A 17,447-nucleotide genomic window follows, 5' to 3' on the forward strand; every position below is an offset into this window, starting at 1 on the left:
ACGAAGGTGCCTGCATGAAACGACGTGAACTCCTGGCTGCATCGGCCGGCCTGCTCGCCCTCCCCGCGCTTCGCGCGCAAACCGGGCCGGTGCGCATCCTCGTGGGTGCGCCGGCGGGCGGCACCACCGACACCATGGCGCGCACGCTCGGGGTGGAGCTCGGAAAGATCCTCGGGCGTCCCGTGGTCGTGGAGAACCGGCCCGGCGCGGGCGGCAACATCGCCGCGGATGCCGTGGCCAAGGCGGCCCCCGACGGCAACACGCTCCTCATGAGCTTCACGAGCCATGCGATCAATGCCTCGCTCTACGCCAGCCTGCCCTTCGACCCGGAAAAGGACTTCACGCCGCTCACCATGGTGTCCACCTCGCCGGCGGTGCTGGTGGCGCATCCGTCGCTGCCGGCCAATTCGCTGCAGGAGTTGATCGCGCTGGCCAAGGCGCGGCCGGGCAAGCTGAACTTCGCCATCGGATCCGTGGGCTCGTCGGTGCACCTGGCGGGAGACGCGTTCAAGATGATGTCGGGCGCCTACATCGTGAACATTCCTTACCGCGGGACGGCGCCCGCGATGCAGGACGTGCTCGCGGGACAGGTGGAGATGATGTTCGCCAACGTCGGCAACGCGCAGGCCTACCTGCGCGCCGGCAAGCTGAAGGCGCTGGGCGTCACCAGCCCGCGGCGCCTCGCCGCCTTTCCCGAGGTGCCGGCGATCGGCGAGGTGCTGCCCGGCTACGAATCGAGCGCGTGGTTCGGCCTGTTCGGGCCGGGCCGGATGAGCCCCGAGCTGGCGAAGCACCTGAGCGATGCGGCGCGGCAGGCCATCGCGACCTCGGAAGTGCGCCGCCGCATCGAGGCCGAAGGCGCGACGCCGGTGGGCAACTCGCCGGACGAATTCGCGCGCTTCGTGCACGCCGAGATCCAGCGCTGGGCCAAGGTCGTCAAGTTTTCCGGAGCCCGTCCCGAATGAGCGTGGCGCCACAGACCCTCGCGCAGAAGCTGATCGCGCGCGCGGCCGGCAAGGACGAGGTGCGCCCGGGGGAGATCGTCAACTGCCTGGTCGACCTGGCGATGTTCCACGACTCGTCGGGGCCGCGCCGACTGCAGCCGATGCTGCAGGCGCTGGGCGCCTCGGTCTGGGACACCTCGAAGATCGTCCTGGTGATGGACCACTACGTGCCCGAGCGCGACGAGGAGTCCCGCCGCATCGTGCGCATCGCGCGCGACTGGGCGCGCGACCAGCACCTGCCCCACGTGTACGACAGCCAGGGCATCTGCCATGTCGTGGTGCCGCAGCACGGCCACATCCGCCCGGGCATGTTCTGCGTCGGCGGCGATTCGCATTCGCCCACCGGCGGTGCGTTCGGCGCCTACATGTTCGGCATCGGCAGCACCGAGATGCTGGGGGTCGTCGTCACCGGGGAAATCTGGCTGCGCGTGCCCGGCACGATCCGCATGCAATGGGACGGCCGGCTCGCCCCCGGCGTCGTCGCCAAGGACATGATGCTGCACATGATCGGCCGCTTCGGCATGAACGGCGGACGCTACCAGGCGGTGGAGTTCTGCGGGGACGCGGTGCGGGCACTCTCCATGGCAGAGCGCATGACGCTGTCGAACATGAGCGCTGAACTCGGCGCGCAGGCGGGCTTGATCGCGCCCGACGAAACGACGATGCAGTGGCTCGCCGCCACGGGCGCACCGCCGGTGGACATCGCGGCGCTGCACACGGACGAGGAGGCCATCGACGCGCCGAGCTGCGAGACACACCGCTTCGAGGCCGCGGCGCTCGAGCCCTACGTCGCCGCGCCGCACAGCCCCGCCAATGCCCGGGGCGTGGGCCACTTCCAGGGAACGCCGGTGGACGTCGCCTATATCGGCGCCTGCACGGGCGCGAAGCTCGACGACCTGCGCGCCGCGGCACAGCTGCTGCGCGGGCGGCGGGTCGCGCCGGGCGTGCGGCTGATGGTCGCGCCCGCGAGCCTGAAGGACCAGGAGGCCGCGCGGGAAGAAGGCGTGCTGCAGGTTTTGACCGATGCCGGCGCGCAGTTGTTTCCCACCGCCTGCGGCGCCTGCGCGGGCTATGGGGAAACGCTGGGCGACGACACCACCGTCATTTCCAGCACCGCGCGCAACTTCCGCGGCCGCATGGGTTCGCCGACCGCGCAGGTCTACCTGGCCTCTCCCTATACCGTCGCCGCTTCCGCGCTGCGCGGAGTGATCACGGATCCGCGCGAGCTCATGCGGGAGCTCGCGCCATGAGCGCCAGCCGTGCCGCCGGCGCGCGCGCCTGGCGCCTGGGCGCGGACGTGGACACGGACGCGCTGGCGCCCGGGCACGCCATGAAGCACGGCATCGAGGTCATCGCGGCGCATTGCCTGGAGTCTGTGCGCCCCGAGTTCGCGGCCGGCGTGCGGCCCGGCGACGTGGTGGTGGCCGGGCCCAACTTCGGCATCGGCTCCTCGCGCGAGCAGGCCGCTTCCGTGCTGGTGCACCTGGGCGTCGCCGCGGTCGTGGCGCCTTCGTTCAGCGGCCTCTACTTTCGCAACGCCTTCAACGTGGGCATGTTGCTGCTCACGTGCGCCGAGGCCGGCGCCATCGCCGAGGGCGAGCGCATCGCGTTCGATGCCCGCGCGGGGCGCGTCGTGCGCGAGGGCGGCGAGGTCCTTGCCTGCGAACCCATCGCCGGCTTCCTGCTCGACATGGTCGAGGCGGGCGGCCTGCTGGCCCAGCTTCAACAACGTTTTCATCCGGGGACTTCTTCATGAGCGCAAATACCTACGACTTGCTGATCAAGAACGTGCGGGTGGTTCGCCCGCACGGCAACACGGTGCACGAGAGCGACATCGCCATCAAGGACGGCCGCTTCGCCAAGGTCGCGCCCGGCATCGACGTCACCCTGTCGAAGACGGTGCACGACGGCCGGGGGCGCCTCGCCTTCCCCGGCGTGGTGGATGCGCACATGCACAGCGGCATCTACTCGCCGCTGGAGGAAGACGCAGTGAGCGAGAGCAAGGCCGCGGCGATGGGCGGCGTGACCTCCAGCCTGAACTACTTTCGCACCGGCCAGTACTACCTGAACAAGGGCGGGCCGTACAAGAAGTTCTACCCGGAGGTGCTCAAGGCGAGCAAGGGGCGCTTCCATGTGGACTACGGCTTCCACCTCGCACCGATGGATGCCACGCACATCGACGAGATCCCGATGCTCATCGACAAGCACGGCGTGTCCAGCTTCAAGATCTTCATGTTCTACGGCTCGCACGGCCTGCACGGGGCGAGCGACGCGCAAAAGCAGTTCCTCATGATCGGCGAGAACGAGCGCTACGACTACGCGCATTTCGAGTTCATCATGCGCGGCATCCAGGCGGCGCGCGAGAAATTCCCCGAACGCGCCTCGCAGATCTCCCTGTCGCTGCACTGCGAGACGGCCGAGATCATGACGGCCTACACGAAGATCGTCGAGAAGGACAAGTCGCAGAAGGGTCTCGCGGCCTACAGCGCCTCGCGGCCGCAGCACTCGGAGGGCCTGGCGGTCTTCATCGCGAGCTACCTGGCCCACGAGACGGCGCTGCCCAACATCAACCTGCTGCACCTCAGTTCGCGCAAGGCGGTGCAGGCCGCGATGATGATGGCCGAAACCTTCCCGCACATCGACTTCAGGCGCGAGGTGACCATCGGCCACCTGATGCTGGACATCAACAGCCGCGCCGCCGAACTCGCGAAGGTCAATCCGCCGATCCGGCCGCGCGAGGACGTGGAGTTCCTGTGGGAGGCGCTGCTGGCCGGCGAGCTGGACTGGGTGGTGAGCGACCACGCCTGCTGCCGTCACGAGATGAAGGTTCCCAGGCGCTACTTCGGCAACATCTGGATGGCCAAGAGCGGGTTCGGCGGCACCGAGTACCTGATGCCCTCCCTGGTGAGCGAAGGCACGCGCCGGGGCATGAGCTACAACCACATGGCGCAGGTGACGAGCTGGAACCCGGCGCAACGCTACGGGCTGAACCGCAAGGGCGACATCGCCGAGGGCTTCGATGCCGACATCGCGCTGGTGGACCCGGCGAAGACCTGGACCATCTCGGCGAAGAACTCGCCGTCCACGCAGGGCTACACACCGTTCGAGGGGCTGGAGCTCTCGGCGCGCGTGGAGGAAACCTTCCTGCGCGGCCGGCTCATCTACCAGGACGGCAACGTGCTGGGCAAACCGACCGGCCAATACCTGTTCCGGCCCACGGCCTGAGGCTGCCATGTCCGGCGCAGCGCCCTGTGTCGTGCGCAGCGGCAAGCCGCAGGGGGCGCCGTGGATACCCGTCGCCATCGTCGGCGGCGGCGCGTGCGGCCTCACGGCGACCTTGATGCTGGCGGATGCGGGCATCGAGTGCGTGGTGCTGGAGCGCGACGCCGCGCCTTCCGGCTCCACGGCCTTGTCGTCCGGCTTCATTCCCGCGCCGGGAACGCGCGTGCAGAAGGCGCGCGGCATCGAGGACAGCGCCGGCCAGTTCGAGCGCGACATCCAGGCGAAAGCCCATGGCACGGCCGCGCCGCATCTCGCACGCGCGTATGCCCGCAAGATCGGACCGGCGCTCGATGCGCTGGAGGCGAATCACGGCCTGCAATGGGAATTGCTGGAGGGCTTTCTCTATCCCGGCCACACCGCCCTGCGCATGCACGCCGTGCCGGAGCGATCCGGCGCGGGCTTGATGAGCCGCTTGCGGCGCGCCGCCGATGCGGCAGGCGTGGCGGTGATGACCGGCGCGTTGGCGCGCGAACTCTGGATCGGCGATGACGGGCAGGTCACAGGCCTGGGCTTCCTGCGCCCCGACGGCCGCATGGAACAGCTCGGCTGCGGGGCCGTCCTGCTGGCCTGCAACGGCTTCGGCGGCGACAGGGCGCTGGTGCGCGAACTGCTGCCCGAGATGGCCGAGGCCACTTTCGCAGGCCATGCGGGCAATGACGGCAGTGCCATCGCCTGGGGCCGTGCGCTCGGCGCGCGCCTGGCCGACCTGGGCGGCTACCAGGGCCATGGGTCCTGGGCGGTGCCGCAAGGCGTGCTGGTGTCGTGGGCCCTGATGATGGAAGGCGCGATCCAGGTCAACCGCGAAGGCCGGCGTTTTCACGATGAAACGCAGGGCTACTCCGAAGCCGCGGTGCATGTGCTGGCGCAGCCCGGCGGCGTCGCCTGGAACGTTCTGGACGACCGGCTGCTGGCCTTTGCGCAGGAGTTTCCGGATTTTCGCGAGGCGCAGTCTGCAGGGGCGGTCCACCGCGCACCCGATACCGAGGCCCTGGCGAGGCTGATCGGCTGCAGCGCGGGGGCCTTGCGCGCCACCCTGGACAGCGTTCGCGATGGCGAGGTATCGACCGATGGCCGCAGGTTCACGCGCGCGCTAGCGCCGCCTTACCACGCGGTGAAAGTGACCGGCGCGCTGTTCCACACCCAGGGCGGACTGGACATCGACACGCAATGCAGGGTGCTGGGGCGTGACGGCACGCCCTGGCCGAATCTGCTCGCGGCGGGCGGCGCGGCGCGCGGCGTGTCGGGCAACGCCGTGTGGGGTTATCTCTCGGGCAACGGGCTGCTGAGCGCCGTGGCGGGCGGCGCGATCGCGGCGCGCACCGCAACGCAGTGGCTCACCAACAAGGAATCTCCATGAACCTGAAACAACGCCTCGAGTCCCCCCAGCCCTTGCTGGCACCGGGCATCTACGACGCGCTCAGCGCCCTCGTGGCCGAGCAGGCCGGCTTCGAGGCGCTCTACCTGTCGGGCGCATCGATCGCGTACACGCGGCTGGGACGGTCGGACGTGGGCCTCACCACGGCCAGCGAAATCGCGCAGACTTTGGCCCTCATCACCGACCGCGTGTCCTGCCCGGTGATCGTCGATGCCGACACCGGCTTCGGCAATGCGTTGAACACGCAGCGCACGGTGCGCGAGTTCGAGCGCGCCGGCGCCGCGATGATCCAGATCGAGGACCAGACCTTCCCCAAGCGCTGCGGCCACCTCGAAGGCAAGACGGTGGTGCCGGTGGCGGAAATGCAGGGCAAGCTGCGGGCGGCGCTCGATGCGCGGCGCTCGCCCGGCACGCTCATCCTCGCGCGAACCGATGCGCTGGCCGTCGAGGGACTGGATGCCGCGCTGGAGCGGGCCGAGCGCTACCTCGAGTGCGGCGTCGATGCCTTGTTCGTGGAAGCGCTGCGCTCGGCCGACCAGATGGATGCGGCCTGCGCACGATTCTCGCAGCGCGTGCCGCTGCTGGCCAACATGGTGGAAGGCGGCCAGTCGCCGGTGCAAAGTGCCGACGCGCTCGGAAGGCGCGGCTTTCGCATCGTGATCTTCCCCGGCGGCACCGCGCGGGCAGTGGCCCACACGCTGCAGGGTTATTACGCGAGCCTGAAGACCCATGGCACCACGGGACCGTGGGCCGCGCGGATGCTCGATTTCGACGGGCTGAACCGGGTGATCGGGACGCCCGCGTTGCTGGAGACCGGCCGCCGCTACGAAGGCTGATCTGCCGGGCGAAAACACCGGCTGCCGAAAAGGAACATGATGGGTCTTTCCCCGGAGCTGCCATCAATCCCTATATCTGGTGTGTCGTCGGCGGCCTGGTCGGCTGGGCTTCGGTCTTCGCCATGAAGCGCCATGGGCGGGGCGCCCTCATCGAGAACGTCCTCGTGGGCGTGTTCGGCGCCTTCCTCGGCGGGGACTTCCTCGTCTCCATGCTCCACGGCGGCGTGGTGAACGACAAGGATTTCCACGCGAGCTCGCTCGGCTTTGCGGTCGTCGGCGCGGTCGTCATGGTGGCGCTGCTGTCCGTGATGCGCGGCAAGGTGGGAACGCTCAAGCAGAGCAAGGGCAAGCAGCGCGACCGCTAGCGCTGCGCGCTTCGTTGCCCGCGCGTAAGATGGCGCCCTTTCGCGGCGACTTACCGTTTTCAATGGAGAAACCATGTCCACATCCACGCAGACCCTCGTGCTGGGCGGCGGCTGCTTCTGGTGCACCGAGGCGGTGTACGTCAAGGTGCGCGGCGTGACCGACGTCGAATCGGGCTACAGCAACGGCCAGGCGCAGCGCCCGAGCTACGAGCAGGTGTGCACGGGCACGACGGGCCACAACGAGGTGGTCAAGCTCACCTACGACCCGGCGCAGATCACCACGCGGCAGATCCTGGAGATCTTCTTCGTCATCCACGACCCGACCACGCTGAACCGCCAGGGCAACGACAGCGGCACGCAATACCGCAGCGGCATCTACTACACGACGCCCGAGCAGAAGGAGGTCGCGCAGCAGATCATCGCGGAGATGACGAAAGACAATACCTTCGGCAAGCCGATCGTCACTGAAGTCCTCCCCATGGACAACTACTGGCCGGCCGAGGAGTACCACCAGGACTTCTTCGAAAAGAACCCGAACCAGGGCTATTGCATGGCGGTCGCGGGGCCGAAGGTGGCCAAGTTCCGCAAGACCTTCAAAGAGCTGTCCAAAGACTGAACGGCTGCGTGCCCCGGCATTGAACCATCCGGTCGTTTCCGCGCTGCTCCCGGTGTTCCTGCTGGCGGCGGTCGGCTTCTTCGCGGGCCGGCGCCGCTGGCTGGTCGGCGAGGGCCTGAAGCAGCTCTCCACGCTCGTCTTCGTGGTGCTCACGCCGCCGCTGCTCTTTCGCACGATGGCGTCCGTGCATCTCGACAAGCTGGACTTCCGGCCGCTGGGCGCGTACTTCATCGGCAGCGGCCTCATCTTCGCCGTGACACTCGCGGTGCTCGGCTTCAACCGCCGCGGCGCGGTGCTGGGCCTGGCCAACACCTATACCAACACGGTGATGATCGGCATTCCGCTCGTGGGCCTTGCCTACGGCGAGCCGGGGTTGGTGCTGCTCTTCACGCTGATCTCGGTCCACGCGCTCATCATGCTGACGTCCGCGACCGTCCTGCTGGAGCTGGCGATGCTGCGGGAAGATGCCGCGGCGGGCCGGCGCAGCGAACGGCACTTCGCGCACACCGTGCTGCTCGCGGTTCGCAACACGATCATCCATCCGGTCCCGCTGCCGATCATCGCGGGCCTGCTGTTTTCCTGGAGCGGCCTGGCGATGCCGGCGGTGATCGACATGCCCCTGAAGCTGCTCTCGGGCGCGTTCGGCCCGCTCGCGCTGCTGCTGGTGGGCGCGACGCTGGCCGCCACGCCCATCGGCGCGAACTGGCGCAGCGCCCTGTCGCTGTCGCTCGTGAAGAACCTGGTGCATCCGGCCGTCGTCGCGGTGGCCGGATGGGCGATCGGCCTGTCGGGCGCGCCGCTGGCGGTGATGGTGCTGGCGGCGGCGCTACCGATCGGCGCGAACGTGTTCCTGTTTTCGCAGCGCTATGGGGTGGCGGAAGAACTCGTGACGGCCAGCGTGGCGATGTCGACGATGCTGGGGCTGGTGACGCTCACGGTGGTCATGGCAGTGCTGACTTTGATCGGGTGAGTGGGTGGGCGTGGCATCTGCGTCCTGTTCTACTTGCGCTTGACAACGTGCTCGCGAATCCACGCCGCAAACTCGTCTTCGGTGATGTCGCCTGCGGCGACTGACAGCATGGTGAGGGTTGCGTCAGCCTGAGACGCTTGCAGGCGAAATCCATTCAGGAAGAGAAACATACCGACCGACAGGAAGGCGGCGCGTTTGTTGCCGTCGATGAAGGGATGATTCTTCGCGAGGCCGAATCCGTAGCTGGCGGCCAGGCTCGCGACATCGGGGGTTCCGTAGGCGGCAAGGTTTTCGGGTCGCGCAAGAGCCGACTCGAGCAGCCCGGCGTCGCGCAACCCTTCGCCTCCTCCATGCTCAGAAAGACTTTCGGCGTGCAGGAGTAGCAATGCCTGGCGGGAAATCCAGCGCCAGCTCATTTAGCGAGCTGATGGAACGTGTCCCGGAATTCACGCATGAACTCCCGTCCCGCCTGGATCTGTTCTTCCAGGGCAGGATCGTATGGCGTCAACGCATAGCCTTCGGGCGTTTCGGTCAGGAAAACGCTTTCGCCCTTGGCAAGGCGCAACCTGGACAAGGCTTCCTTGGGCAGGATGACGCCGACGGAATTGCCGATTTGGGTGAGTTTGAGCATGTGCATGGCGGTACTGCAATTCAGTTATAACGGTAGTTATACTACAGCGTTCTCCGCACCGCAAGCCCAGCCGGGTCTTGCTTAAGGCGCCAGTCGCTCCCGCACCCAGCCACCATCCCCCCGCCGATACCGCAACCGGTCATGCAACCGGCTCTTGCGCCCCTGCCAGAACTGCCACTCGTCCGGCACCAGCCGGTAGCCTCCCCAATGCGGTGGACGCGGCGGGTTCAGCATGAACTGCGCGCCGTACTTCGCCGCATTCGCCACCAACACGCCGCGATTGGGGATCACCTGGCTTTGCGGGCTAGCCCACGCGCCGATGCGGGAATCGAGCGGGCGCGACGCGAAGTACGCGTCGCTTTCCTGCGCGCTCGTCTTCTCCACCCGGCCCTCGATACGCACCACCCGTTCCAGCTCCACCCAGTGGAACTGAAGCGACGCATACGGATTGCCCGCGAGCTCCTGGCCCTTGCGGCTCTCGTAATTCGTGTACCAGACGACGCCGCGCTCGTCGTAGCCCTTCACCAGCACGATGCGCGTGCTCGGGCGCATGTCGCTCGCCACCGTGGCCAGGGTCATGGCGTTCGGCTCGGGCACCTCGCCGCTGATCGCCTCGGTGAGCCACTGGTCGAATTGCTTCAGGGGGTCGGCGTGCGAAGCGTCCTCGCTCAGCTCCGCGCGCTCGTAGCTTTTGCGCAGGTCGGCCACGCGGGAAGAAGTTGTGCTCATGGCGGGAATTCTCTCATCGAGCGCGTGACGGCTCGGCTCCAGCTCAGCTGTATCAAATTGCGAAGGAAGTGCCCGTTCAGGGTTAACCCGATGAACTTTGCTGTTCATCGGCATACGCTGCGCTCCATCTAGCTCAACACAAGGAGACAAGCATGAGCGTGGCGTTCAACCTCAATGGGAAAGCCGTAACGGCCCAGGCGGAGGCGGACACTCCGCTGCTCTGGGTGATCCGTGACGAGCTGGGCATGACGGGGACGAAATTCGGCTGCGGCATGGCGCTGTGCGGCGCCTGCACCGTGCACCTCGACGGCCAGCCGGTGCGCTCCTGCCAGACGCCCGTGTCGGCGGTGAGCGGTCGCAAGGTGGCGACGGTGGAGAGCCTCTCCGGCACCGCGAACACGCATCCGCTGCAGGTCGCGTGGATCAAGCACGACGTGCCGCAATGCGGCTACTGCCAGTCCGGCCAGCTCATGAGCGCGGCAGCGCTGCTCGCGGCGAACAGGAACCCGAGCGACGCCGACATCGACAACGCGATGAGCGGCAACATCTGCCGCTGCGGCACCTATCCCCGCGTGCGCGCCGCCATCAAGGATGCCGCCGCTTCGATGCGCAAAGCCTGAGGAGGACACACCATGAGCTCTGTCATGCACACCCTTGCGCAGGCCTCGCGCCGCGATTTCATGAAGACCACCGCCGTCGTCGCCGGCGGGTTGATGGTGGGCGTCTCGCTCACCGCGCTGAAAAGCGCCAGGGCCGCCGGCACGATGCACACGCCCAACGCGTGGGTGCACATCGCCGACGACAACACGATCACGCTGATCTCCGCCCGCTCCGAGATGGGGCAGGGCGTCTACACGTCCATGCCGATGCTGCTGGCCGAAGAGCTCAACGTCGACATCCGCAACATCAAGGTCGCGATGGCCCCGCCCGATGCCAAGCTGTACGGCAACGCGCTGCTCGGCGGCACGCAGCTCACCGGCGGCTCGACCTCCGTGCGCGACGGCTGGGAGTCGCTGCGCACGGCGGGCGCGCAGGTGCGCGAGATGCTGATCAGCGCGGCCGCGACGAAGTGGAACGTCGACCGCGCCGACATCCGGGCGGACAACGGCATGATCCTCGGCCCGCGCGGCATGAAGGCCACCTACGGCGAGCTGGCCGAGGCGGCGTCGAAGTTGCCGCTGCCGATGAAGGTGTCGGTGAAGGACCCGAAGGACTTCCGCATCGTCGGCAAGCGCACCAGGCGCCTGGACACGCCGGCCAAGGTCAATGGCACGGCGGAATTCGGCATCGACGTGAAGCTGCCCGGCATGGTCTACGCCGCGCTCGAACAATGCCCCGTGATCGGCGGCACGGTCAGGAGCTTCGATGCGTCGAAGGCGAAGGGCATGCCCGGCGTGATCGACGTCGTGCAGATCCCGGACGGCGTCGCCGTGGTGGCGGACAGCTGGTGGCGTGCGAACCAGGCACGCAAGGCCGTGGCCATCGTGTGGGACGAGGGCAAGGGCGCCTCGCTGTCGCACACCAGCATGCTCGAGAGCACGCGCGCCGCGTCGAAGACCGGCAAGCCGATCCCGATCAAGTCCGCGGGCGATCCGGAGGGCGTCATCGCGGCGTCGAACAAGGTGGTGCGCGCCGAGTACGTGAGCCAGCTGCTGTCGCACTCGCCGCTCGAGCCGATGAACTTCACGGCGAGTTACGCCAACGGCAAGATGCTGCTGATCGGCCCGACGCAGTGGCAGGACGGCGCGCAGGGCGCGGTGGCGAAGGCGCTGGACATGAAGCCCGAGGACATCGGCGTGCAGACGACCTTCCTGGGCGGCGGCTTCGGCCGGCGCATCGACCTGGACTTCATCGTGCAGGCCGCGCAGATCTCCAGGGCGGTGGGCAAGCCGGTCAAGCTCGTGTGGACGCGCGAGGACGACATGACGCACGACTTCTACCGGCCGCAATCGGTGCACCAGCTCGCCGCGTCGCTCGGCGCGGACGGCAAGCCGACCGCGATGACCTTCCGCCTCACCTCGCAGTCGGTGACCGGCCGCGTGTTCGGCCTGCCCGAGTCGGAGCCCGATGCGCTGATGACCGAGGCGGCGGTGGCGCCCTACGCCATCCCGGCGTTCCGGCACGAGCACATCAAGCACGACGCCGGCCTGCGCGTGGGCTACTGGCGCTCGGTGAGCCACCTGCTCAACGCCTTCGCCAACGAGAGCTTCATCGACGAACTCGCGAAGTCGGCCGGGCAGGATCCGTACCAGTACCGCATGTCCATGCTCGCTTCGCAGCCGCGCTTCGCGAACGTGCTCAAGCTCGCCGCGGACAAGGCCGGCTGGGGCAAGCCGCTGCCGGCGGGCCATGCGCACGGCATCGCGCTCATGGAAGGCTACGACACCTACATGGCGCAGGTGGCCGAGGTGAGCCTGGACGCATCGGGCGGCGTGCGCGTGCACCGCGTGACGGTGGCGGCGGACACCGGCCGCATGGTGAACCCCGACACGGTCGAGGCGCAGATCCAGTCCAGCGTGGTGTTCGGCATGGGCGCGGCGCTGATGCAGGAGATCACCCTCGAGAAGGGCCGCGTGCAGCAGACCAACTTCCACCAGTTCCCGCTGGTGCGGATGAACGAGGCCCCGGCCATCGACATCATCCTCGTCCAGAGCACGGAGAAGCCCGGCGGCATCGGCGAGCCCGCGACGGCCGTGGTGGTGCCGGCGATCGCGAACGCGGTGGCCAGGCTCACCGGCAAGCGGGTGCGTAAACTCCCGATGACGGCCGACGCGATCCGCATGGCCTGAAGCCGTAAAGGAAGTCATGGAGAGTCTCGACCTGCGCGTGCTCGGCGATGCGCTGCAATGGCGGCGCGCCGGGCACGGCGTGACGCTGGTCACCGTCGTGGAAACCTGGGGCAGCGCCCCGCGCCCCCCGGGGGCGCTTCTCGCCGTGCGCGACGACGGCGTGGTGAGCGGCTCGGTCTCGGGCGGCTGCGTCGAGGACGACCTCATCGCGCGCGTGAAGTCCGGCGAGCGCCATGGCGCGCCGGCGATGATCGCCTACGGTGTCACCAAGGAAGAGGCGGCGCGCTTCGGCCTGCCGTGCGGCGGCACGCTGCGGCTGGTGCAGGAGCCCGTGCGCGACACCGCGTGGATCGAATCCGTGTTGGCGCGCACGGCGGCGCATGAGCTGGTCGCGCGGACCCTGACGCTCGCCACGGGCGCGGTGACGCTGGGCACCGCCACCCGCGACGAGCGCATGCGCTTCGATGGCTCGACCCTCACGACCTTGTTCGGGCCGAAGTGGCGCTTGCTGCTGATCGGCGCGGGGCAGCTGTCGCAGGCGGTCGCGCAGATGGCGCAACTGCTGGACTTCGAGGTGCTGGTGTGCGATCCGCGCGAGGAGTATGCGAGCACGCTCGCGATCGCGGGCGCGACGCACGTGCCGGGCATGCCGGACGACGTCGTGCGCGAACTGCGCTGCGACGCCCACACGGCCATCGTCGCGCTCACGCACGACCCCAAGCTCGACGACATGGCCCTGCTGGAGGCACTGCGCTCCGATGCGTTCTACGTGGGCGCGCTCGGCTCCACGCGCAACCAGGCCGCGCGCAGGAAGCGGCTCGCGGAGCATTTCGACCTGACCGAGGCCGAGCTCGCGCGGCTGCACGGCCCGGTGGGTTTGCGCATCGGCGCGAAGACACCTGCGGAGATCGCGGTGTCCATCCTCGCGCAGCTCATCGAGCGCAAGAACCACGCGGCCGTCGCGGCGCAACCGGCAGCCGGCTGCACCGTCGCGTGAGCGGCCCCGCCGTCCTGGTCCTGGCGTCCGGGCGGGGAGAGCGGTTCAAGGCCTCGGGGGGAACAGGTTCCAAGCTGGAAGCGATGCTGTTCGGCAAGACGGTGCTGGACCGCACGCTGGATGCCGTGCGCGCGAGCGGCCTGCGCTGGCACCTGGAGGACAAGGGCCATCCCGGCATGGGCGATTCCATCGCCGCCGCGGTGCACGCGACGCGCGACGCGAGCGGCTGGCTCATCCTGCCCGGCGACCTGCCGCTGGTGCAGGCAGCCACGCTGTCGGCGGTGGCGCAGGCCGTGGCGTCCCATGCCGTCGTCCTGCCGCGCTACGGCGGGCGCCAGGGACATCCGGTCGGGTTCGGTTCTGCATGCCGTGACGCGTTGCTGGACCTGACCGGGCCCTTGGGCGCATCGACCGTGGTGCGTGCGCAGCGCGACGTGGGCGGTGTGTTCACGCTGGACATCGACGATCCGGGGATCGTGACGGACATCGATACGGTGGACGACTTGGCGCGGGCGGAGGCGCTGTTGCTGCGCCGATGAGAGTTCTTTTGAACTTGGCCGGACGCAGAATTCGCAGAAGTTACGCAGAATGAAATCCAGAAAAGCCAAGATGCATTTGAATTTTTCTTGTCTTCCTTCTGCGTAACCTCTGCGAATTCTGCGTCCGGCCAAGCTGAAAGGCGGTCACCTCCGCAGCAACCTCAGCAACTTCTCCAGCCCCCTGTCGCGGATGTTGTGCCGCTGCAATTCCTCGAACGTGCGGTGCGCGTACTCGAAGGTCGTCCCGTAGATCCCCGTCGACTTCTCGAAGATGTGCCGGTACTCCTCTTCCGTCAGCGTGCCCGTATGGCTCGGGCTCTTGCGCGACAGCGTGAACGCCAGTGCCTGCACCGGCCCATGCGGCGTGTGGCAGGTGAGCCAGCGCGGGTCGTAGACGGCCAGCGCCATTTCGCGCGCCCACAACTTCGACAGCACCTCCGCGCCGTGCTGGCGCGGGATGCGAAACACCATGCCCTGGCACGAGCCGCCCGAGAGCATGCCGAAGACGAGGCCCGGGCGCTCGGGCGTACCGCGGTTGATGCGGCTCCACATCTTCAATGCGCGGTGCCAGCCGTGGACCTTGGCCGGGCGGCGCTCCGCGAAGTCGAAATCCGGCCTCCAGATGAGCGAGCCGTAGCCGAAGATCCACAGGTCCTCGTGCCCGCCCCATTCGTGCAAGGTCTTGTCCAGCATCGCCGCGGGATCGCGCAGCGGCTTCAAGGGCTGATCGCTCATGAGCAGCAACTGTAGCGCGGCGCGGACGCGCGATTGCGCGGTTACGGAACCGGTTTGTTACGGCGGGGCGGCGCGCATCGGCGTACCATGGGCTGTAATTAAGTTACCGACCCGATCCCGCGCACCCATGACCCTCCATCCGGCCGTCCGTGCCGTCACCGAACGCATCCGCGAGCGCAGCGCGCCGCACCGAAACGCCTACCTGCAACGACTGGACGCCGCAGCCGCCCGGGACCGCGGCGCCGACCGCATGGGCTGCGCGAACGTGGCCCATGCGTTCGCGGGCATCCCCGCCGACGACCGGTTCAAGGTCGTCGCGGAGCGCGCGCCGAACATCGCCATCGTCAACTCGTACAACGACATGCTGTCCGCGCACCAGCCGCTCGGCCGCTACCCGGACCTCATCAAGGACGAGGCACGCAAGCTCGGTGCCACGGCGCAGGTGGCGGGCGGCGTGCCCGCGATGTGCGACGGCGTGACGCAGGGCACGGCCGGCATGGAGCTCAGCCTGTTCTCGCGCGATGTGATCGCGATGAGCACGGCGGTGTCGCTGAGCCATGACGTGTTCGACGCCGCGCTGATGCTCGGCATCTGCGACAAGATCGTGCCGGGCCTGCTCATCGGCGCGCTGCACTTCGGCCACCTGCCCACCGTGTTCGTGCCGGCGGGTCCGATGCCCAGCGGCCTGTCCAACAACGAGAAGGCCAAGGTCCGCGAGAAGGCGGCGCAGGGCCTGGTCGGCCGCGAGGCGTTGCTCGAAGCGGAGCAGGCCGCGTACCACGCGCCGGGTACCTGCACCTTCTACGGCACCGCCAACAGCAACCAGATGCTGCTGGAGGCGATGGGGCTGCACGTGCCGGGCACGGCCTTCGTGAATCCCGGCAACGAACTGCGCGAGGAGCTCACGCGCGAAGCGGTGCGCACGGTGCTGGGCATCACGAAGACGCGCCGCTTCGCACCGATCGGGCAAGTGGTGGACGAACGCGCGATCGTGAACGCGATGTCCGCGCTGCTCGCGACCGGCGGTTCGACCAACCACCTGATCCACTGGGTGGCCGTCGCGCGCTCCGCGGGCCTCGTCATCGACTGGGACGATTTCGCGCAGCTGTCGGCGGCGGTCCCGCTGCTGGCGCGCGTGTACCCCAACGGCAGCGCGGACGTGAACCAGTTCCAGTCCGCGGGCGGGCCCGGGTTCATCATTCGTGAATTGCTGGATGCGGGCTTGATGCACGGGGACGTGCTGACGGTGCGGGAAGAGGGGATTCGCGCGTACACGAAGGAGCCGGCGCTCGCCGGAAAGCTCGGCTGGGCCGACATCGGCCCATCGCGCGACACCACCATCGTGCGCCCCGCGTCGGAGCCGTTCAGCGCCACCGGCGGTTTGAAACTTCTCACCGGCAACCTGGGGCGCAGCGTGATCAAGGTGTCGGCCGTCCCCGAGGACAGGCACGTCGTCGAAGCGCCCGCGCGTGTGTTCAACAGCCAGGACGAATTGCTGCGCGCCTTCAACGGGGGCGAGCTCGAGCGCGACATGGTGTGCGTGGTGCGCTGGCAGGGCCCGCAGGCGAACGGCATGCCGGAGCTGCACAAGCTCACGCCCCCGCTGGCCGTGCTGCAGGGCAAGGGATTCAAGGTGGCGCTGGTGACGGATGGCCGCATGAGTGGCGCATCGGGCAAGGTGCCGGCGGCGATCCATGTGTCGCCGGAAGCCGCGGCGGGCGGCCCGCTCGCGAAGGTGCGCGACGGCGACCTGGTGCGGCTCGACGCGCCCGCCGGCACGCTGCAGGTGCTCGTGCCGGACGCCGAGTGGGCGGCGCGCGAGAATGCGTCCATGCCGGGCACCCTCAAGGACACCAATGGCTTCGGCGTGGGCCGCGAGCTCTTCGCCTCGTTCCGCCGCAACGCGCTCGCCGCGGAAGAGGGGGCCTGCACATGGCTGTGACCCTGACCGCGCGTGACGTGATGGCCGATGCGGCCGTGATCCCGGTGATCGTGCTCACGGACGTCGCGCACGCGGTCCCGCTCGCGCGCGCGCTCGTCGCGGGTGGGATCCGCATGCTGGAAGTCACGCTGCGCACGCCCGTGGCGCTGGCGTGCATCGAGGCGATCGCGCGCGAGGTGCCGGACGCCGTGCCCGGCGCCGGCACGGTGCGCAGCGCGGCGGATGCGCAGGCGTCCATCATGGCGGGCGCGCGCTTCGCCGTGAGCCCGGGCTACACGCATGCCGTCGGCAAGGCTTGCCACGAGCTGGAGCTGCCGCTGCTGCCCGGCGTGGCCACCGGCGGCGAAATCATGGCCGCGCAGGAAGACGGCTACATGGCGCTCAAGTTCTTTCCCGCGATGCAGGCCGGCGGCGCCGCGATGCTCAAGGCGTGGCAGGGGCCCTTCGGCGACGTGGTGTTCTGCCCCACGGGCGGCGTCACCGCCGCCAACGCCCACGAGTTGCTCGCACTGTCCAATGTCGCGTGCGTGGGCGGCTCCTGGCTGACGCCGGCCGATGCCATCGCCCGCGGGGACTGGGCGCGCATCACGCAGCTCGCACGCGAAGCCGTGGCCTTGCGCTCCTGAGGCCAGCCGCT

19 protein-coding genes are annotated in these 17,447 nt (G+C 68.6%); 15 read left to right on the forward strand and 4 right to left on the reverse strand.

All coding sequences use genetic code 11. The features are described 5' to 3' along the window. Positions 1-14: 14 nt before the first annotated feature. From I5803_RS19090 to I5803_RS19130, 9 genes are all read left to right on the forward strand, one after another. Positions 15-965 (forward strand): tripartite tricarboxylate transporter substrate binding protein, encoded by a 951-nt coding sequence (locus tag I5803_RS19090; protein ID WP_196987898.1) that lies wholly within the window; start codon positions 15-17, stop codon positions 963-965. Next, positions 962-2,254 (forward strand): 3-isopropylmalate dehydratase large subunit, encoded by a 1,293-nt coding sequence (locus tag I5803_RS19095; protein ID WP_196987899.1) that lies wholly within the window; start codon positions 962-964, stop codon positions 2,252-2,254. The genes I5803_RS19090 and I5803_RS19095 overlap by 4 nt, the downstream gene beginning before the upstream one ends. Continuing rightward, the gene (locus I5803_RS19100; protein WP_196987900.1) at positions 2,251-2,760 is read left to right on the forward strand and encodes a LeuD/DmdB family oxidoreductase small subunit; all 510 of its coding nucleotides are present in this window, start codon (positions 2,251-2,253) and stop codon (positions 2,758-2,760) included. The genes I5803_RS19095 and I5803_RS19100 overlap by 4 nt, the downstream gene beginning before the upstream one ends. After that, positions 2,757-4,229 carry a dihydroorotase gene (locus I5803_RS19105; RefSeq protein ID WP_196987901.1) on the forward strand — a complete coding sequence of 491 codons (1,473 nt, stop codon included), beginning with the start codon at positions 2,757-2,759 and terminating at the stop codon, positions 4,227-4,229. Before I5803_RS19100 ends, I5803_RS19105 begins: the two co-directional genes overlap by 4 nt. Positions 4,230-4,236: 7 nt before the next feature. Then, positions 4,237-5,643 carry an FAD-dependent oxidoreductase gene (locus I5803_RS19110; protein WP_196987902.1) on the forward strand — a complete coding sequence of 469 codons (1,407 nt, stop codon included), beginning with the start codon at positions 4,237-4,239 and terminating at the stop codon, positions 5,641-5,643. After that, positions 5,640-6,497, forward strand: coding sequence for an isocitrate lyase/PEP mutase family protein (locus I5803_RS19115; RefSeq protein WP_196987903.1), 858 nt, complete (start codon positions 5,640-5,642; stop codon positions 6,495-6,497). Before I5803_RS19110 ends, I5803_RS19115 begins: the two co-directional genes overlap by 4 nt. Before the next feature lie 122 nt (positions 6,498-6,619). Then, positions 6,620-6,862 (forward strand): GlsB/YeaQ/YmgE family stress response membrane protein, encoded by a 243-nt coding sequence (locus I5803_RS19120; protein ID WP_196987904.1) that lies wholly within the window; start codon positions 6,620-6,622, stop codon positions 6,860-6,862. A 73-nt stretch (positions 6,863-6,935) separates the two neighbouring features. Next, the gene (gene msrA, locus I5803_RS19125) at positions 6,936-7,478 is read left to right on the forward strand and encodes a peptide-methionine (S)-S-oxide reductase MsrA (protein ID WP_196987905.1); all 543 of its coding nucleotides are present in this window, start codon (positions 6,936-6,938) and stop codon (positions 7,476-7,478) included. 19 nt (positions 7,479-7,497) lie between these two features. Then, complete coding sequence (locus tag I5803_RS19130; RefSeq protein ID WP_196987906.1) at positions 7,498-8,448, forward strand: AEC family transporter; 951 nt, start codon at positions 7,498-7,500, stop codon at positions 8,446-8,448. 29 nt (positions 8,449-8,477) lie between these two features. Here I5803_RS19130 and I5803_RS19135 read toward each other — a convergent pair whose 3' ends face one another. The 3 genes from I5803_RS19135 to pdxH form a co-directional block, all read right to left on the reverse strand. After that, complete coding sequence (locus I5803_RS19135; RefSeq protein ID WP_196987907.1) at positions 8,478-8,864, reverse strand: type II toxin-antitoxin system death-on-curing family toxin; 387 nt, start codon at positions 8,862-8,864, stop codon at positions 8,478-8,480. Beyond that, on the reverse strand, positions 8,861-9,085 hold the full coding sequence (locus I5803_RS19140; protein WP_196987908.1) for an AbrB/MazE/SpoVT family DNA-binding domain-containing protein: 225 nt from the start codon (positions 9,083-9,085) through the stop codon (positions 8,861-8,863). Before I5803_RS19140 ends, I5803_RS19135 begins: the two co-directional genes overlap by 4 nt. 75 nt (positions 9,086-9,160) lie before the next feature. Further along, positions 9,161-9,808, reverse strand: coding sequence for a pyridoxamine 5'-phosphate oxidase (gene pdxH / locus I5803_RS19145; protein WP_196987909.1), 648 nt, complete (start codon positions 9,806-9,808; stop codon positions 9,161-9,163). Positions 9,809-9,960: 152 nt separating this feature from the next. Between pdxH and I5803_RS19150 the strand changes: the two genes are divergently transcribed. From I5803_RS19150 to I5803_RS19165, 4 genes are read left to right on the forward strand one after another with little or no spacing between them, the layout of a single operon-like run. Then, entirely contained in the window at positions 9,961-10,428 is a 468-nt protein-coding gene (locus I5803_RS19150) for a (2Fe-2S)-binding protein (protein WP_196987910.1), read from the forward strand. A gap of 12 nt (positions 10,429-10,440) precedes the next feature. Continuing rightward, entirely contained in the window at positions 10,441-12,597 is a 2,157-nt protein-coding gene (locus I5803_RS19155) for a xanthine dehydrogenase family protein molybdopterin-binding subunit (RefSeq protein ID WP_231402462.1), read from the forward strand. A gap of 16 nt (positions 12,598-12,613) precedes the next feature. After that, on the forward strand, positions 12,614-13,594 hold the full coding sequence (locus I5803_RS19160) for an XdhC family protein (protein ID WP_196987911.1): 981 nt from the start codon (positions 12,614-12,616) through the stop codon (positions 13,592-13,594). Further along, positions 13,591-14,133 (forward strand): nucleotidyltransferase family protein, encoded by a 543-nt coding sequence (locus tag I5803_RS19165; protein WP_354001689.1) that lies wholly within the window; start codon positions 13,591-13,593, stop codon positions 14,131-14,133. The genes I5803_RS19160 and I5803_RS19165 overlap by 4 nt, the downstream gene beginning before the upstream one ends. Positions 14,134-14,277: 144 nt before the next feature. Here the strand turns inward: I5803_RS19165 and I5803_RS19170 are convergent, their stop codons facing one another. Beyond that, the gene (locus I5803_RS19170) at positions 14,278-14,868 is read right to left on the reverse strand and encodes a gamma-glutamylcyclotransferase (protein ID WP_231402463.1); all 591 of its coding nucleotides are present in this window, start codon (positions 14,866-14,868) and stop codon (positions 14,278-14,280) included. Between the two features lie 127 nt (positions 14,869-14,995). Between I5803_RS19170 and edd the strand changes: the two genes are divergently transcribed. Then, entirely contained in the window at positions 14,996-16,810 is a 1,815-nt protein-coding gene (edd, locus tag I5803_RS19175) for a phosphogluconate dehydratase (RefSeq protein ID WP_196987912.1), read from the forward strand. After that, the gene (eda, locus tag I5803_RS19180; RefSeq protein ID WP_196987913.1) at positions 16,801-17,436 is read left to right on the forward strand and encodes a bifunctional 4-hydroxy-2-oxoglutarate aldolase/2-dehydro-3-deoxy-phosphogluconate aldolase; all 636 of its coding nucleotides are present in this window, start codon (positions 16,801-16,803) and stop codon (positions 17,434-17,436) included. Before edd ends, eda begins: the two co-directional genes overlap by 10 nt. The last annotated feature ends 11 nt before the right edge of the window (positions 17,437-17,447 follow it).

The organism is Caenimonas aquaedulcis, from assembly GCF_015831345.1.
In the GTDB taxonomy this organism is placed as follows: domain Bacteria; phylum Pseudomonadota; class Gammaproteobacteria; order Burkholderiales; family Burkholderiaceae_C; genus Ramlibacter; species Ramlibacter aquaedulcis.

Bases quoted from the DNA above. Each gene is read 5' to 3' on its own strand.
- I5803_RS19090 (WP_196987898.1), top strand. From the start codon at position 15: ATGAAACGACGTGAACTCCTGGCTGCATCGGCCGGCCTGCTCGCCCTC.
- I5803_RS19095 (WP_196987899.1), top strand. From the start codon at position 962: ATGAGCGTGGCGCCACAGACCCTCGCGCAGAAGCTGATCGCGCGCGCG.
- I5803_RS19100 (WP_196987900.1), top strand. From the start codon at position 2,251: ATGAGCGCCAGCCGTGCCGCCGGCGCGCGCGCCTGGCGCCTGGGCGCG.
- I5803_RS19105 (WP_196987901.1), top strand. From the start codon at position 2,757: ATGAGCGCAAATACCTACGACTTGCTGATCAAGAACGTGCGGGTGGTT.
- I5803_RS19110 (WP_196987902.1), top strand. From the start codon at position 4,237: ATGTCCGGCGCAGCGCCCTGTGTCGTGCGCAGCGGCAAGCCGCAGGGG.
- I5803_RS19115 (WP_196987903.1), top strand. From the start codon at position 5,640: ATGAACCTGAAACAACGCCTCGAGTCCCCCCAGCCCTTGCTGGCACCG.
- I5803_RS19120 (WP_196987904.1), top strand. From the start codon at position 6,620: ATGAAGCGCCATGGGCGGGGCGCCCTCATCGAGAACGTCCTCGTGGGC.
- msrA (WP_196987905.1), top strand. From the start codon at position 6,936: ATGTCCACATCCACGCAGACCCTCGTGCTGGGCGGCGGCTGCTTCTGG.
- I5803_RS19135 (WP_196987907.1), bottom strand. From the start codon at position 8,864: ATGAGCTGGCGCTGGATTTCCCGCCAGGCATTGCTACTCCTGCACGCC.
- I5803_RS19140 (WP_196987908.1), bottom strand. From the start codon at position 9,085: ATGCACATGCTCAAACTCACCCAAATCGGCAATTCCGTCGGCGTCATC.
- pdxH (WP_196987909.1), bottom strand. From the start codon at position 9,808: ATGAGCACAACTTCTTCCCGCGTGGCCGACCTGCGCAAAAGCTACGAG.
- I5803_RS19150 (WP_196987910.1), top strand. From the start codon at position 9,961: ATGAGCGTGGCGTTCAACCTCAATGGGAAAGCCGTAACGGCCCAGGCG.
- I5803_RS19155 (WP_231402462.1), top strand. From the start codon at position 10,441: ATGAGCTCTGTCATGCACACCCTTGCGCAGGCCTCGCGCCGCGATTTC.
- I5803_RS19160 (WP_196987911.1), top strand. From the start codon at position 12,614: ATGGAGAGTCTCGACCTGCGCGTGCTCGGCGATGCGCTGCAATGGCGG.
- I5803_RS19170 (WP_231402463.1), bottom strand. From the start codon at position 14,868: ATGAGCGATCAGCCCTTGAAGCCGCTGCGCGATCCCGCGGCGATGCTG.
- edd (WP_196987912.1), top strand. From the start codon at position 14,996: ATGACCCTCCATCCGGCCGTCCGTGCCGTCACCGAACGCATCCGCGAG.
- eda (WP_196987913.1), top strand. From the start codon at position 16,801: ATGGCTGTGACCCTGACCGCGCGTGACGTGATGGCCGATGCGGCCGTG.